This window comes from Pseudomonas sp. GW821-FHT01A09 (genome assembly GCF_058986725.1).
Window position 1 is genome coordinate 16106 of sequence record NZ_JBYSWB010000031.1, and the last position, 14002, is coordinate 30107.

General features: G+C 61.0%; 17 protein-coding genes. 16 read left to right on the forward strand and 1 reads right to left on the reverse strand.

Translation table 11 applies throughout. The features are described 5' to 3' along the window. Nucleotides 1-9: 9 nt before the first annotated feature. The 4 genes from yajC (at nt 10) to AC3WJP_RS25245 (ending at nt 3877) form a co-directional block, all read left to right on the forward strand. Nucleotides 10-348 (forward strand): preprotein translocase subunit YajC, encoded by a 339-nt coding sequence (yajC, locus tag AC3WJP_RS25230; protein ID WP_493723583.1) that lies wholly within the window; start codon nt 10-12, stop codon nt 346-348. A gap of 63 nt (nt 349-411) precedes the next feature. Further along, nucleotides 412-2280, forward strand: a complete 1869-nt coding sequence (secD, locus tag AC3WJP_RS25235) for a protein translocase subunit SecD (RefSeq protein WP_493723584.1) — start codon at nt 412-414, stop codon at nt 2278-2280. Between the two features lie 9 nt (nt 2281-2289). Then, nucleotides 2290-3201 carry a protein translocase subunit SecF gene (secF, locus tag AC3WJP_RS25240; RefSeq protein ID WP_493723585.1) on the forward strand — a complete coding sequence of 304 codons (912 nt, stop codon included), beginning with the start codon at nt 2290-2292 and terminating at the stop codon, nt 3199-3201. 139 nt (nt 3202-3340) lie between these two features. Beyond that, entirely contained in the window at nt 3341-3877 is a 537-nt protein-coding gene (locus tag AC3WJP_RS25245) for a glycine zipper 2TM domain-containing protein (RefSeq protein ID WP_493723586.1), read from the forward strand. 132 nt (nt 3878-4009) lie between these two features. On the opposite strand, the gene suhB is transcribed toward AC3WJP_RS25245, so the two are convergent. Then, nucleotides 4010-4828 (reverse strand): inositol monophosphatase family protein, encoded by an 819-nt coding sequence (suhB, locus tag AC3WJP_RS25250; protein WP_226503131.1) that lies wholly within the window; start codon nt 4826-4828, stop codon nt 4010-4012. Between the two features lie 146 nt (nt 4829-4974). On the opposite strand from suhB, the gene trmJ reads away from it, so the two are divergent. The 12 genes from trmJ to rlmN all read left to right on the forward strand — a co-directional run bounded on the left by trmJ (nt 4975) and on the right by rlmN (nt 13995). After that, nucleotides 4975-5748, forward strand: coding sequence for a tRNA (cytosine(32)/uridine(32)-2'-O)-methyltransferase TrmJ (gene trmJ / locus AC3WJP_RS25255; RefSeq protein WP_493723587.1), 774 nt, complete (start codon nt 4975-4977; stop codon nt 5746-5748). Then, nucleotides 5748-6527, forward strand: a complete 780-nt coding sequence (cysE, locus tag AC3WJP_RS25260) for a serine O-acetyltransferase (protein ID WP_493723588.1) — start codon at nt 5748-5750, stop codon at nt 6525-6527. The genes trmJ and cysE overlap by 1 nt, the downstream gene beginning before the upstream one ends. Nucleotides 6528-6749: 222 nt before the next feature. Further along, entirely contained in the window at nt 6750-7241 is a 492-nt protein-coding gene (iscR, locus tag AC3WJP_RS25265) for a Fe-S cluster assembly transcriptional regulator IscR (RefSeq protein WP_226503134.1), read from the forward strand. 43 nt (nt 7242-7284) lie between these two features. Next, nucleotides 7285-8499, forward strand: coding sequence for an IscS subfamily cysteine desulfurase (locus tag AC3WJP_RS25270; protein ID WP_493723589.1), 1215 nt, complete (start codon nt 7285-7287; stop codon nt 8497-8499). 47 nt (nt 8500-8546) lie between these two features. Then, the gene (iscU, locus tag AC3WJP_RS25275; protein WP_226503136.1) at nt 8547-8933 is read left to right on the forward strand and encodes a Fe-S cluster assembly scaffold IscU; all 387 of its coding nucleotides are present in this window, start codon (nt 8547-8549) and stop codon (nt 8931-8933) included. Between the two features lie 52 nt (nt 8934-8985). Next, nucleotides 8986-9309 carry an iron-sulfur cluster assembly protein IscA gene (gene iscA, locus AC3WJP_RS25280; protein WP_493723590.1) on the forward strand — a complete coding sequence of 108 codons (324 nt, stop codon included), beginning with the start codon at nt 8986-8988 and terminating at the stop codon, nt 9307-9309. Nucleotides 9310-9320: 11 nt separating this feature from the next. Further along, nucleotides 9321-9842, forward strand: coding sequence for a co-chaperone HscB (hscB, locus tag AC3WJP_RS25285; RefSeq protein ID WP_493723591.1), 522 nt, complete (start codon nt 9321-9323; stop codon nt 9840-9842). A gap of 41 nt (nt 9843-9883) precedes the next feature. Then, nucleotides 9884-11746 carry a Fe-S protein assembly chaperone HscA gene (gene hscA, locus AC3WJP_RS25290; RefSeq protein WP_493723592.1) on the forward strand — a complete coding sequence of 621 codons (1863 nt, stop codon included), beginning with the start codon at nt 9884-9886 and terminating at the stop codon, nt 11744-11746. A 3-nt stretch (nt 11747-11749) separates the two neighbouring features. Beyond that, nucleotides 11750-12091: an ISC system 2Fe-2S type ferredoxin gene (gene fdx / locus AC3WJP_RS25295; RefSeq protein ID WP_493723593.1), complete on the forward strand. Its 342-nt coding sequence runs from the start codon at nt 11750-11752 to the stop codon at nt 12089-12091. Between the two features lie 13 nt (nt 12092-12104). Next, nucleotides 12105-12305 (forward strand): Fe-S cluster assembly protein IscX, encoded by a 201-nt coding sequence (gene iscX / locus AC3WJP_RS25300; protein ID WP_493723594.1) that lies wholly within the window; start codon nt 12105-12107, stop codon nt 12303-12305. A gap of 86 nt (nt 12306-12391) precedes the next feature. Then, a complete protein-coding gene (gene ndk / locus AC3WJP_RS25305) occupies nt 12392-12823 on the forward strand; it encodes a nucleoside-diphosphate kinase (RefSeq protein WP_226503142.1) in 432 nt (143 codons plus the stop codon). A gap of 23 nt (nt 12824-12846) precedes the next feature. Continuing rightward, nucleotides 12847-13995 (forward strand): dual-specificity RNA methyltransferase RlmN, encoded by a 1149-nt coding sequence (gene rlmN / locus AC3WJP_RS25310; RefSeq protein ID WP_493723595.1) that lies wholly within the window; start codon nt 12847-12849, stop codon nt 13993-13995. The last annotated feature ends 7 nt before the right edge of the window (nt 13996-14002 follow it).

A 14002-nucleotide genomic window follows, 5' to 3' on the forward strand; every position in this document is an offset into this window, starting at 1 on the left:
GAGCGCTAAATGAGCTTTTTTATCTCTGATGCTTTGGCCGATGCTGCGGCACCGGCAGCTGCCGGCCCGATGGGCGGCGGTTTCGAGTGGATCTTCCTGGTGGGCTTCCTGGTCATCTTCTATCTGATGATCTGGCGTCCGCAGGCCAAGCGCGCCAAAGAGCAGAAGAACCTGCTGGGCGGCCTGTCCAAGGGTGACGAAGTGGTCACCACCGGCGGTATCGCCGGCAAGATCAACAAAGTTACCGACGACTTCGTGGTCATTGAAGTTTCGGACACTGTAGAGCTGAAGATTCAGAAGGGTTCGATCGCCGCAACCCTGCCAAAAGGCACGCTCAAAGCGATCTAAGCTTCGGAATTTTACCAATCGACGGGGCGCGCAAGGCGCCCCGCGTCTTGAACGGGCGGCGTGATGCTGAACAAATACCCTCTGTGGAAATACATTCTGATCGTGGCGGTACTGGCGATCGGTTTTATTTATTCCGCACCCAATCTCTATCCTGACGACGCGGCCATTCAGGTCACTGGCGCGAGCACTGCTTTGCAGGTGTCTCAGGCAGAACTGGATCTGGCGAGCAAAGCGCTCACCGATGCCGGTATTGCGGTCAAGGCTGCCGCACTGGCCGCCAATGGCAAGGGCGGGTTGATCCGTCTGCAAAAAGCTGAAGACCAGCTGCCGGCCAAAGATGTGGTGCGCAAGGCCATGGGTGACGATTACGTCGTAGCCCTGAACCTGGCACCGACCACGCCGAGCTGGCTGCGTCACCTGGGCGCGAGCCCGATGAAGCTGGGTCTGGACTTGTCGGGCGGTGTGCACTTCCTGCTGGCAGTCGACATGGACAAAGCCCTCGACGCACGCATGAAGATCTATGACGGCGACGTCAAGTCTGCGCTGCGCAAGGAGCAAGTACGCTATCGCAGCCTGCCGTCGCAGGATGGCGCGATCGTATTGGGCTTCGCCGACGACGCTGCTCGCGATCAAGCGCAGGCGATCATCAAGAAAGCCTACACAGATTTCGTTATCACCCCGTCCGAGCGCGGTGACACGCCGGTGCTGAGCCTGGCGATGACGCCAGCGAAGATCTCCGAGATTCGCGAGTACTCGCTCAAGCAAAACCTCACCACCGTACGTAACCGCGTCAACGAGCTGGGCGTGGCCGAGCCGTTGGTCCAGCGCCAGGGCGCCAATCGTATCGTCGTCGAGTTGCCAGGCGTGCAGGACACTGCCGAAGCCAAGCGTATTCTCGGCAAGACCGCCAACCTGGAATTCCGTCTCGGTGCTGGCCCGGATGATGCTCGCGCCACTACCGAAACCTTCGAATTCCGTGACGGCAGCCGTCCACCCGCTGCGGTCGAGCGTGGCCTGATCATCACCGGTGACCAGGTTACCGACGCTCAGGCCAGCTACGACGAGCACGGGGCGCCGCAAGTGAACATCAAGCTCGATGGTCACGGTGGCGACCTGATGAGTCGCGCCACGCGCAGCAACGTCGGGCGCAGCATGGCGGTGATCTTCATCGAGCAGAAGCCGACCACCCGCTACGTCAAGCAGACGGTCGACGGCGTCGAGAAAGACGTCGCCGAGCAGACCTTCACCGAAGAGAAAAAGATCATCAGCCTGGCGACCATCCAGTCGCCGCTGGGCGCGCAGTTCCGCATCACCGGCCTGAACGGTCAGGGCGAGTCTTCCGAGCTGGCGCTGCTGCTGCGTGCCGGTGGTCTGGCCGCACCGATGTACTTCGCCGAAGAGCGCACCATCGGCCCGAGCCTGGGTGCCGACAACATCACCAAGGGTACCCATGCGGCGCTCTGGGGCATGCTGTTCGTGTCGATCTTCATCATGGTCATCTACCGCTTCTTCGGCCTGATCGCGACCGTGGCCCTGGCCTTCAACATGGTCATGCTGCTGGCGCTGATGTCGCTGCTGGGCGCGACCCTGACGCTGCCGGGTATCGCCGGTATCGTCCTGACCATGGGCATGGCGGTGGACGCCAACGTGCTGATCTTCTCGCGGATACGTGAAGAGATCGCCAACGGCATGACCGTGCAGCGGGCGATCAATGAAGGTTTCGACCGTGCCTACACGGCGATCCTCGACGCCAACCTGACCACCTTGCTGGTGGGCGGGATTCTGTTCGCGATGGGTACCGGGCCGATCAAAGGCTTCGCCGTCACCATGTCCCTCGGGATCTTTACCTCGATGTTCACGGCCATCATGGTGACCCGCGCTATGGTCAACCTGATCTATGGCGGGCGTGACTTCAAGAAGTTGTGGATTTAAGGGGCTGACATGAAAAGAACCATCAACTTCATGGGCGTGCGCAACGTTGCGTTCGCCATCACGGTCCTGCTGACCATCCTCGCGCTGTTCAGCATGTTCCATAAGGGACTGAACTACGGTCTGGATTTCACCGGCGGTACGCAGATCGAACTGACCTACGAAAAAGCCGCGGACCTCAACCAGGTGCGCAGCGAGCTGACCAGCGCCGGTTATCACGAAGCCGTAGTGCAGACCTTCGGGTCGACCACCGATCTGCTGGTGCGTATGCCGGGCGAAGACCCGAAACTCGGGCAGGAAGTAGCCGACGCCCTGCGCAAGGGCGGCGGCGACAACCCAGCAACCGTCAAGCGCGTCGAGTTCGTCGGCCCGCAGGTCGGTGAAGAGCTGCGTGACCAGGGTGGCTTGGGCATGCTCATGGCGCTGGGTGGCGTACTGATCTACCTGGCCTTCCGCTTTCAGTGGAAGTTCGCCTTGGGCGCGATCCTGTCGCTGATCCACGACGTGGTGGTGACCGTTGGTCTGCTCTCGTACTTCCAGATCACCTTCGACCTGACGGTGCTGGCGGCGGTGCTGGCGATCATCGGCTACTCGCTCAACGACACCATCGTGGTGTTCGACCGGGTGCGGGAAAACTTCCGCGTGCTGCGCAAGGCTGACCTGATCGAAAACATCAACGTGTCGACCACGCAAACGCTGCTGCGGACCATGGCTACTTCGATCTCCACATTGCTGGCGATCGGGGCGCTGATGATCTTCGCGGGCGACAACCTGTGGGGCTTCTCTCTGGCGCTGTTCATCGGTGTTCTGGCCGGGACCTATTCGTCGATCTACATCGCCAACGTGGTGCTGATCTGGCTGAATCTGAACAGCGAGGATTTGATTCCTGCCGCTACGGCTGACAAGGTGGACGATCGTCCTTGATCGACCGCTGACCTCCCGTTGGTAAGCCAAAAAGGCGCGAGTGTTGAACTCGCGCCTTTTTTTGTGCTCCAAGGCAGGGAGAATCGCGGGGCCTCGAATGCAGAAAAAATGCCCCGTTTTCAGCAGTTTGGAGGTTATCGTGAACAAGTCGTTGCTGACAGGCGCCGTATTGGGTGCCGTGGTGGTTACCGCCGGTGGCGCCTTTGCCACCTACAGTCTGGTCAAGAGTCCGGACTCGGCTCAGGTGCTCGCTGTCGAGCCGATCAATCAGCAGATCAAGACCCCTCGCCAGGAATGCAAGGAAGTTGCCGTGACCCATCGCCGAGCGGTCAAGGATCAGCACCAGATCGTCGGCAGCGTCTTGGGCGCTGTGGCAGGTGGCTTGCTGGGCAGCACCGTCGGTGGCGGCCATGGCAAGACGCTGGCCACGGTGGCCGGTGCGGCAGGCGGCGGTTACGCTGGCAACAAGGTGCAGGAGAACATGCAGAACAACGACACCTACACCACCAACGAAACGCGCTGCAACACGGTCAACGACATCAGCGACAAGACTGTGGGCTACAACGTCAAGTACCAGTTGAATGGCAAGGTTGGCCAGGTGCGCATGGATCGCGATCCAGGCAATTCGATCCCTGTGGATAAACAGGGTCAGTTGGTGCTGGGGCAAAACCAGTGATAGCTGCGTAACGCTTTCGGGGGCAAGCCCCCCTCGCTACAGGGTTCAATGTAGCGAGGGGGCTTGCCCCCGAAAAATCGAGCACAAAAAAAGCACCCGCGCAGGGTGCTTTTTTATCGCTGCAGTAACCGATCAGCGCTTGAGCGAGGCCGGCAGGTGCGGCTGGATCGCGGTCAGCACGGCCTTGAAGCACTTGGTGTTGCCGGCAACGATGTGGCCCTTCTCCAGGAAGTCGTGACCGCCGGTGAAGTCGCTCACCAGGCCGCCGGCTTCTTGAATCAGCAACACACCTGCAGCCATGTCCCATTCCGACAGGCCCGACTCCCAGAACGCATCGAAGCGGCCGGCGGCGACATAGGCGAGGTCCAGGCTGGCGGCGCCGGCGCGGCGGATGCCGGCGGTCTGGCCGACCAGGGCGCGGAACATGCCCAGGTAGTTGTCGAGGTTGTCCATCTGGTCGTCGCGGAACGGGAAGCCAGTGCCCAGCAGTGCGCCGTCGAGGCTGGTACGCGGGCTGACGCGCAGCCGGCGGCCATTGAGCTGGGCGCCACGGCCACGGCTGGCGGTGAATTCTTCCTGACGGACTGGATCGAGGACCACGGCATGTTCCAGGCGGCCACGGTATTTGCACGCGATGCTCACGGCAAAGTGCGGTACGCCGCGCAGGAAGTTGGTGGTGCCGTCCAGTGGATCGATGATCCACAGGTACTCTTCGCCTTCGATGCCGGTGCCGGCGTGCAGGCCGGTTTCTTCACCGCGGATCGAGTGGTTCGGGTAAGCCTTGCGCAGAATGTCGATGATTTTCTGCTCGGCGGCGCGATCGACTTCGGACACGTAGTCCTTGGCGTCTTTCTCATCGACCTTGATGGTATCCAGGCGCTCGATGGAGCGGAAAATCAATTCGCTGGCGCTGCGGGCGGCGCGCAGCGCGATAGTCAGCATGGGCTGCATGGAGGTTTCACCTAAGGTCGTTAAAGAAAGCCGGACATTCTAACAGAAAAGTTTCCCTGATGAAGTGCCGCGTGCGCATTGCGTAGCGCAACAGGGGTGGCTTCTGTAAGATTTGCCTCCTTTCTCCCTGTTCGAGAGCGCTTGCGGTGCTGGAAAATATTCGTGTCGTGCTAGTCAATACCAGTCATCCGGGCAATATCGGCGGCGCCGCGCGGGCCATGAAAAACATGGGGCTGTCGCGCCTGGTGCTGGTCGACCCGCAGCAGTTCCCCCATCACGAGGCCGACGCGCGGGCTTCGGGCGCCAACGATATCCTCGAATCGGCGCAGGTGGTGGCCACGCTCGAGGATGCCCTGGTGGGCTGCAGCCTGGTGCTCGGGACCAGTGCGCGCGATCGGCGCATCCCCTGGCCGCTGCTGGACCCGCGCGAGTGCGGCACCAAGTCCATCGAAGAGGCAGGGCAGGGGCTTGAGGTGGCGTTGGTATTTGGCCGTGAATACGCCGGCCTGACCAACGAGGAGCTACAGCGATGTCACTATCATGTGCATATTCCGTCGAATCCGGATTTCAGCTCGCTGAATCTCGCGGCGGCCGTTCAGGTGCTCGGCTACGAGGTGCGCATGGCGTGGCTGGCGGCCGAGGGGCAGCCGTCCAAGGTCGAGAAGGAGGAGCTCAATGCGCCGGGTAACGAGACGTTGTCGACCAGTGATGAGATGGAGCGCTTCTACGGTCAGTTGGAGCAGACGCTGGTGGGCATTGGTTTCCTCGACCCTGCCAATCCGCGGCACTTGATGGCGCGCCTGCGCCGGTTGTATGGGCGCAGTGCGGTGAGCCGTTCGGAAATGAATATTTTGCGTGGCATCCTCACCGAGACCCAGAAGGTGGTTCGCGGCGAGCCCCACAAGCGTAAGGACAAATGATGTTCGAGCGAGTACGTGAAGATATCCGGAGTGTTTTCCATCGTGATCCGGCGGCGCGCAATGCCTTTGAGGTGCTGACCTGCTATCCGGGCCTGCACGCCATCTGGCTGCACCACGCGGCCCACGGGTTGTGGGTGCGTGATTGGAAGTGGATCGCGCGGATGGTGTCGAATTTCAGTCGCTGGCTGACCGGGATCGAGATACACCCGGGGGCGAAGGTCGGGCGCCGTTTCTTTATCGATCATGGCATGGGTATCGTCATTGGTGAGACGGTGGAGATCGGTGACGACGTGACGCTGTATCAGGGCGTTACGCTGGGCGGCACCAGCTGGAATGCCGGCAAGCGCCATCCAACGCTTGAAAACGGCGTCGTGGTGGGGGCGGGTGCCAAGGTGCTGGGGCCGTTCACGGTCGGCGCTGGCGCCAAGATCGGCTCAAACGCTGTGGTGACCAAGGCAGTACCGGCCGGCGCCACGGCGGTGGGTATTCCTGGGCGAATCATCACCCGGGGTGACGCCGAGCAGGACGCCAATCGCAAGGCCATGGCCGAGAAGATCGGCTTCGAGGCGTATGGCGTGAGCGAGGACATGCCCGATCCGATCGCCAAGGCCATCGGCCAGTTGCTGGACCACCTGCATGCGGTGGATGGGCGCCTGGAGGGGATGTGCGGCGCGCTGAGCAAGCTGGGCAGCGACTACCACGCCAAGGATCTGCCCGAGCTGCGTGACGAGGATTTCGAATGTGTGCAGGAGCAGGAGCGCAAGGCTCAGGCTCGATGAGTTTTTTCGGGAGCAACCCCAACGCTTCCTGTAGCGAGGGGGCTTGCCCCCGATAGGATCTAACGCCAACCATCTCCCCAAGGCGACCATTAGTTTGCTATCATCCGGCCGCCGTTTAGCCCGCAATCCTGAGTAAAACGCTTGGTCTTATAGTTGACTAAAACCCTCGGGAATTGCATACTTGACACATGCCGACACTTCATTTCCCTCGTGGTACCCACCATGCGACTGACAACTAAAGGCCGATACGCCGTGACCGCCATGCTCGATCTGGCGTTGCACGCGCAGAAGGGCCCGGTCTCGTTGGCCGACATTTCCGAGCGCCAGGGGATTTCCCTGTCGTACCTCGAGCAGTTGTTTGCCAAGTTGCGTCGCCGCAATCTGGTGTCCAGCGTTCGCGGGCCCGGTGGTGGTTACCAGCTCTCCCGGGAAATGGAAGGTATTCAGGTCGCCCAGGTCATCGACGCCGTCAACGAGTCGGTCGATGCCACCCGCTGTCAGGGACTGGGTGATTGCCATGCCGGCGATACCTGCCTGACCCACCACTTGTGGTGTGATCTCAGTCAGCAGATTCACGAATTCTTGAGCGGTATCAGTCTGGCGGATCTTGTGACTCGCCGTGAGGTGCAAGAAGTCGCCCAGCGTCAGGACCAGCGCCGTTGCAATGGTCGGTCGCCCTTAATGGACAAGATTGAAACGTCCGCCGTCGAATAGCCGCCACTCACGAGCGGTGCTCGAGCCTGATAGGAGAAATTCAATGAAGTTGCCGATTTATCTCGATTACTCCGCGACCACCCCGGTTGATCCGCGTGTCGCGCAAAAAATGATCGAATGCCTGACTGTCGAAGGTAACTTCGGTAACCCGGCTTCGCGCTCCCACGTGTTTGGCTGGAAAGCCGAAGAAGCGGTCGAGAACGCCCGTCGCCAGGTCGCTGACCTGGTCAACGCCGATCCCCGTGAAATCGTCTGGACTAGCGGTGCCACCGAGTCCGACAACCTGGCCATCAAAGGTGTCGCGCACTTCTACGGCTCCAAGGGCAAGCACATCATCACCACCAAGATCGAGCACAAGGCGGTCCTGGACACCACGCGTCAACTGGAGCGTGAAGGTTTCGACGTCACCTACCTCGAGCCTCGCGAAGACGGCCTGGTGACCGCCGAGATGGTCGAAGCGGTGTTGCGTGAAGACACCATTCTGGTCTCGGTGATGCACGTCAACAACGAAATCGGCACCATCAACGACATCGCCGCGATTGGTGAGCTGACCCGCTCGCGTGGCGTGCTGTTCCATGTCGACGCCGCTCAGTCCACCGGCAAGGTCGAGATCGATCTGCAGGCGCTGAAGGTCGACCTGATGTCGTTCTCCGCGCACAAGACCTACGGCCCCAAAGGCATCGGCGCACTGTACGTCAGCCGCAAGCCGCGCGTACGTCTCGAGGCCACCATGCACGGTGGCGGTCACGAACGCGGCATGCGTTCCGGTACCTTGGCGACGCACCAGATCGTCGGCATGGGTGAAGCCTTCGCCATCGCCAAGGCCGAAATGGCCAGCGAAAACATTCGCCTCAAGGCCCTGAGCGACCGCTTCTTCAAGCAGGTCGAAGGTCTTGAAGAGCTGTACGTCAATGGCAGCCTGACTGCTCGCGTACCGCACAACCTGAACCTGAGCTTCAACTACGTCGAAGGCGAATCGCTGATCATGGCCCTCAAGGACCTGGCAGTGTCTTCCGGCTCGGCGTGCACTTCCGCTTCCCTTGAGCCTTCGTACGTCCTGCGCGCCCTGGGCCGCAACGACGAACTGGCGCACAGCTCGATCCGTTTCACCTTCGGCCGTTTCAGCACCGAAGAAGACATCGACTATGCCGCCGCCAAGGTCATTGAAGCCGTCACCAAGCTGCGCGCTCTTTCGCCGCTGTGGGACATGTACAAAGATGGCGTCGACATTTCGAAAATCGAGTGGGCGGCGCACTAAGTAGCCGTCGCCAAGAACGGCTCTCTGATGAGTGAGGATTAAGTACCATGGCTTACAGCGAAAAGGTCATCGACCACTACGAAAACCCGCGCAACGTCGGCAAGATGGACGCTGAAGACGCGGACGTCGGCACCGGCATGGTCGGTGCTCCGGCATGCGGCGACGTCATGCGCTTGCAGATCCGCGTCAACGACGCCGGCATCATCGAAGACGCCAAGTTCAAGACCTACGGCTGCGGTTCGGCCATCGCTTCCAGCTCGCTCGCCACCGAGTGGATGAAGGGCAAGTCCCTGGACGAAGCGGTGACCATCAGCAACACCCAGCTGGCTGAAGAACTGGCCCTGCCGCCGGTCAAGATCCACTGCTCTGTACTCGCTGAAGACGCTATCAAAGCGGCTGTCAAAGATTACAAGCAGAAGAAAGGCTTGATCTAAGCGCTTGTTCTGGCACGTAACGTAACTGGCATCTAACAGTTAAGGAACCACGATGGCTATCAGCATGACAGAAGCCGCCGCCAACCACGTCCGCCGCTCCCTCGAGGGCCGCGGCAAGGGCGACGGTATTCGCCTGGGTGTACGCACCACCGGTTGCTCGGGGCTTGCCTACGTCCTGGAGTTCGTCGACGAAGCAGGTAGCGAAGACGAAGTCTTCGAAAACCACGGCGTCAAGGTGATCATCGATCCCAAGAGCCTGGTCTACCTGGACGGCACTGAGCTGGACTTCGTCAAGGAAGGGTTGAACGAAGGCTTCAAGTTCAACAACCCCAACGTGCGCGGTGAATGTGGCTGCGGCGAAAGCTTCAACATCTGAGGCTGATAGCTGTGGGTACTCCTTGCCATTACGCTCTGTTCGACTTGCAGCCGGCGTTCAAGCTGGATCTCGAACAGTTGGCCGTTCGTTATCGCGAACTGGCGCGTGAAGTTCATCCTGACCGCTTTGCCGACGCGCCTGAGCGCGAGCAGCGCCAGGCCCTGGAAAAGTCGGCGGGCCTGAACGAGGCCTACCAGACCCTCAAGAACGCCCCCAAGCGCGCTCGCTATCTACTGTCTATCAGCGGACAGGAAGTGCCCCAGGAAGTCACGGTGCACGACCCTGAATTCCTGATGCAGCAGCTCGAGCTGCGTGAAGAGCTCGAAGACCTGCAGGACAACGCCGATGTGGCGGGTGTCACGGCCTTCAAGCGGCGTTTGAAAGTGGCCCAGGAAGAACTGAACGACAGCTTCGCCGCTTGTTGGGATGACGCAGCGCAACGTGAACAGGCCGAACGCCTGATGCGGCGCATGCAGTTCCTCGACAAGCTCTCCTACGAAGTGCGCCAGCTCGAAGAGCGCCTCGACGATTAACCCAGTGTGGCTCCGGTTGCACCCCTGATATTCAGATAAGCATGGCCCTACTGCAGATTGCCGAACCCGGCCAGAGTCCCCAACCGCACCAGCGTCGTCTGGCGGTCGGGATCGACCTGGGCACTACCAACTCGCTGGTCGCCGCATTGCGCAGCGGCCTGTCCGAACCGCTGGCTGATGCGCAGGGGCAAGTCATCCTGCCGTCCGCCGTGCGCTACCACGCGGACCGCGTCGAAGTCGGCGCCAGCGCCAAGGCTGCCGCCGCACAGGATCCGCTGAACACCGTCATGTCGGTCAAGCGCCTGATGGGTCGCGGTCTGGCCGACGTCAAGCAACTGGGCGAGCAACTGCCTTACCGCTTTGTCGGCGGCGAATCGCACATGCCGTTCATCGAAACCGTACAGGGCCCGAAAAGCCCGGTAGAAGTCTCCGCCGAGATCCTCAAGGTCTTGCGTCAGCGTGCCGAAGCGACCCTGGGTGGCGAGCTGGTCGGCGCGGTGATCACGGTGCCGGCGTATTTCGATGACGCCCAGCGCCAGGCCACCAAGGATGCCGCCAAGCTGGCTGGCCTCACGGTACTGCGCCTGCTCAACGAGCCGACCGCCGCCGCCGTGGCCTATGGCCTGGATCAGCACGCCGAAGGCCTGGTGGCCATCTATGACCTGGGTGGCGGGACCTTCGATATTTCCATCCTGCGCCTGACCGGCGGCGTGTTCGAAGTGTTGGCCACCGGCGGCGACAGCGCCCTGGGCGGCGATGATTTCGACCATGCCATCGCTGGCTGGATCGTCGAGCAGGCCGGTTTGTCGGCCGATCTCGATCCTGGCGCCCAGCGCTCGCTGCTGCAAGCCGCCTGTGCGGCCAAGGAAGCCCTGACCGACGTCGATAGCGTCGACGTCGTTTACGGCGACTGGCAGGCAGCGCTGACCCGCGAACATTTCAACGGCCTGATCGAAAGCATGGTCGCCCGCAGCCTCAAGGCGTGCCGGCGCGCCGTGCGTGATTCCGGCATCGAGCTCGAAGACGTGGCCGCAGTGGTCATGGTCGGCGGCTCGACCCGTGTCCCGCGCGTGCGCGAAGCGGTGGCGGAGGCCTTCGGGCGTCAGCCGCTGACTGAAATCGACCCGGATCAAGTGGTCGCCATCGGCGCCGCGATCCAGGCCGATACCTTGGCTGGCAACAAGCGCGATGGTGGCGAACTGCTGCTGCTCGACGTCATTCCGCTGTCCCTGGGGCTCGAAACCATGGGCGGGCTGATGGAGAAGGTGATTCCGCGCAACACCACCATTCCGGTCGCCCGCGCCCAGGACTTCACCACTTATAAAGACGGCCAGTCGGCCATGATGATCCACGTGCTTCAGGGCGAGCGTGAATTGATCAGCGACTGCCGCTCGCTGGCGCGCTTCGAATTGCGCGGGATTCCGGCCATGGTCGCCGGTGCCGCGAAGATCCGCGTGACCTTCCAGGTCGATGCCGATGGCCTGCTCAGCGTTTCGGCGCGGGAGTTGGCTTCGGGCGTCGAGGCGAGCATTCAGGTCAAGCCGTCCTACGGCCTGACCGACGGCGAAATCGCCAGGATGCTCAAGGATTCGTTCCAGTACGCCGGCGACGACAAGGTCGCGCGCCAGGTGCGCGAGCACCAGGTCGATGCCGAGCGCCTGCTCGAAGCCGTGCAGGCAGCGCTGGATGTGGACGGTGAGCGTCTGCTCGATGAAGAAGAGCGCATGGTCATCGCCTTGAAAATGGACGAGTTGCGGGCCCTGATAGGCAGCAACGACGGCCCGGCCATCGAGCAGCAGACCAAGCTGCTGTCTCAGGTGACCGACGCCTTCGCCGCTCGTCGCATGAACAACGCCGTGAAAGACGCGCTGTCCGGGCGCAACCTGAATGAAATCGAGGAATAATTGATGCCGAAGATCACCTTTCTGCCCCATGCCGAGCATTGTCCCGATGGCATGGTCGTGGAAGCCGAGATCGGCAAGTCGATCCTGGAAGTCGCCCACGACCATCACATCGAAATCGAAAGCGCCTGCGGTGGCGTGTGTGCTTGCACCACCTGCCATTGCGTGATCCGCAAGGGTTTCAATTCGCTGGCAGAGGCAGACGAGCTCGAGGAGGACTATCTTGATCGTGCATGGGGCCTCGAAGCCACATCGCGTCTGAGTTGCCAGGCGAAGGTCGGAACCGAAGACATCACCGTCGAAATTCCGAAGTACTCGCTCAACCATGCGGCCGAAGCGCCGCACTGATCGAGGGAATGTCATGAGTTACGGTTGGAATGATGTACAGCGGATCGCCGAAGAGCTTGCAGAGCACCATCCCGGCGTCGATCCGTACTCGGTCAGCTTCCCGAAATTGCAGAAGCTGATCGAGGAGTTGCCAGGATTCGACAAGACTTCTGGCCGCGTTGGCGAGAAGGTGCTCGAGGCGGTTCAGCCCCTCTGGGCCGATGAAATAGACTGATGGATTTGCAGGTTAGGCAATACCCGAGAACCCGCGTATAATTCGCGGGTTTAATTTTTCGCAAAATCACGTTTCTGGAGTTTCACATGGCTGTTCAACGTACTTTCTCGATCATCAAGCCTGACGCCGTTGCAAAAAACGTAATCGGCGAGATCACCACTCGTTTCGAAAAAGCCGGCCTGCAAGTCGTCGCTTCGAAACTCAAGCAACTGTCCAAGGCTGAAGCCGAAGGCTTCTACGCCGAGCACAGCGCTCGCGGCTTCTTCGGCGAACTGGTTGCTTTCATGATCTCCGGTCCGGTTGTCGTTCAGGTTCTGGAAGGCGAAAACGCCATCGCCAAGAACCGCGAACTGATGGGTGCTACCAACCCTAAAGAAGCTGCTGCCGGCACCATCCGCGCTGACTTCGCCGATTCCATCGACGCCAACGCTGTTCACGGCTCGGACTCCGAAGCCGCCGCTGCTCGCGAAATCGCTTATTTCTTCGCTGCTACCGAAGTAACCGCTCGTAAAGCCTGAGGCTGCTGAGTGAGGGTGAACCCATGACTGATATGACTGGCAAGACGAACCTGTTGGGGCTGACCCAGCCGGAAATGGAAAAGTTCTTCGACTCGATCGGGGAGAAGCGCTTTCGTGCCGGTCAGGTCATGAAGTGGATTCACCATTATGGCGTCGATGATTTCGATGCCATGACCAACGTCAGCAAGGCCCTGCGCGAAAAGCTCAAGGCCTGTGCCGAGGTCCGCGGGCCGGAGGTGGTCAGCGAAGACATCTCCAGCGACGGCACCCGTAAATGGGTGGTGCGCGTGGCCTCCGGCAGCTGCGTCGAAACCGTCTACATCCCCCAGGGCAAGCGCGGCACCTTGTGTGTTTCGTCCCAGGCGGGCTGCGCGCTGGATTGCAGTTTCTGCTCCACGGGCAAACAAGGTTTCAACAGCAACCTCACCGCCGCCGAAGTCATAGGTCAGGTGTGGATTGCCAACAAATCCTTCGGCAGCGTCCCGGCGACCGTCGACCGTGCCATCACCAACGTGGTGATGATGGGCATGGGCGAGCCGCTGCTGAACTTCGATAACGTCGTCGCCGCCATGCATCTGATGATGGACGACTTCGGTTATGGCATCTCCAAGCGCCGGGTGACGTTGTCCACCTCCGGCGTGGTGCCGATGATCGATGAGCTCTCCAAGCACATCGACGTCTCCCTGGCCCTGTCGCTGCATGCGCCCAATGACGCGCTGCGCAACCAACTGGTGCCGATCAACAAGAAGTACCCGCTCAAGGTCCTGCTCGAGTCGTGCCAGCGCTATATGGCGACCTTGGGCGACAAGCGCTACCTGACCATCGAGTACACCCTGCTCAAGGACGTCAACGACCAGCTCGAACATGCGGTAGAAATGGTCGAGCTGCTCAAGGACGTGCCGTGCAAGGTCAACCTGATCCCCTTCAACCCGTTCCCGCATTCGGGTTACGAGCGGCCGAGCAACAATGCCATCCGTCGCTTCCAGGATCATTTGCACCAGGCCGGTTTCAATGTCACCGTACGCACCACCCGCGGCGAAGACATCGACGCCGCCTGCGGACAACTGGTCGGCCAGGTAATGGACCGCACTCGCCGTAGCGAACGCTACATTGCTGGACGCGAGTCGAGTGCCGACGCCCAAGCGCAGCTGATTGCCGTCGCTCGGAACTGAAGAGAGG

What these genes read in the sequence shown, in the direction of transcription:
- yajC (WP_493723583.1), top strand. Translation starts at nt 10, where the DNA reads ATGAGCTTTTTTATCTCTGATGCTTTGGCCGATGCTGCGGCACCGGCA.
- secD (WP_493723584.1), top strand. Translation starts at nt 412, where the DNA reads ATGCTGAACAAATACCCTCTGTGGAAATACATTCTGATCGTGGCGGTA.
- secF (WP_493723585.1), top strand. Translation starts at nt 2,290, where the DNA reads ATGAAAAGAACCATCAACTTCATGGGCGTGCGCAACGTTGCGTTCGCC.
- suhB (WP_226503131.1), bottom strand. Translation starts at nt 4,828, where the DNA reads ATGCAGCCCATGCTGACTATCGCGCTGCGCGCCGCCCGCAGCGCCAGC.
- cysE (WP_493723588.1), top strand. Translation starts at nt 5,748, where the DNA reads ATGTTCGAGCGAGTACGTGAAGATATCCGGAGTGTTTTCCATCGTGAT.
- iscR (WP_226503134.1), top strand. Translation starts at nt 6,750, where the DNA reads ATGCGACTGACAACTAAAGGCCGATACGCCGTGACCGCCATGCTCGAT.
- AC3WJP_RS25270 (WP_493723589.1), top strand. Translation starts at nt 7,285, where the DNA reads ATGAAGTTGCCGATTTATCTCGATTACTCCGCGACCACCCCGGTTGAT.
- iscU (WP_226503136.1), top strand. Translation starts at nt 8,547, where the DNA reads ATGGCTTACAGCGAAAAGGTCATCGACCACTACGAAAACCCGCGCAAC.
- iscA (WP_493723590.1), top strand. Translation starts at nt 8,986, where the DNA reads ATGGCTATCAGCATGACAGAAGCCGCCGCCAACCACGTCCGCCGCTCC.
- hscA (WP_493723592.1), top strand. Translation starts at nt 9,884, where the DNA reads ATGGCCCTACTGCAGATTGCCGAACCCGGCCAGAGTCCCCAACCGCAC.
- fdx (WP_493723593.1), top strand. Translation starts at nt 11,750, where the DNA reads ATGCCGAAGATCACCTTTCTGCCCCATGCCGAGCATTGTCCCGATGGC.
- iscX (WP_493723594.1), top strand. Translation starts at nt 12,105, where the DNA reads ATGAGTTACGGTTGGAATGATGTACAGCGGATCGCCGAAGAGCTTGCA.
- ndk (WP_226503142.1), top strand. Translation starts at nt 12,392, where the DNA reads ATGGCTGTTCAACGTACTTTCTCGATCATCAAGCCTGACGCCGTTGCA.
- rlmN (WP_493723595.1), top strand. Translation starts at nt 12,847, where the DNA reads ATGACTGATATGACTGGCAAGACGAACCTGTTGGGGCTGACCCAGCCG.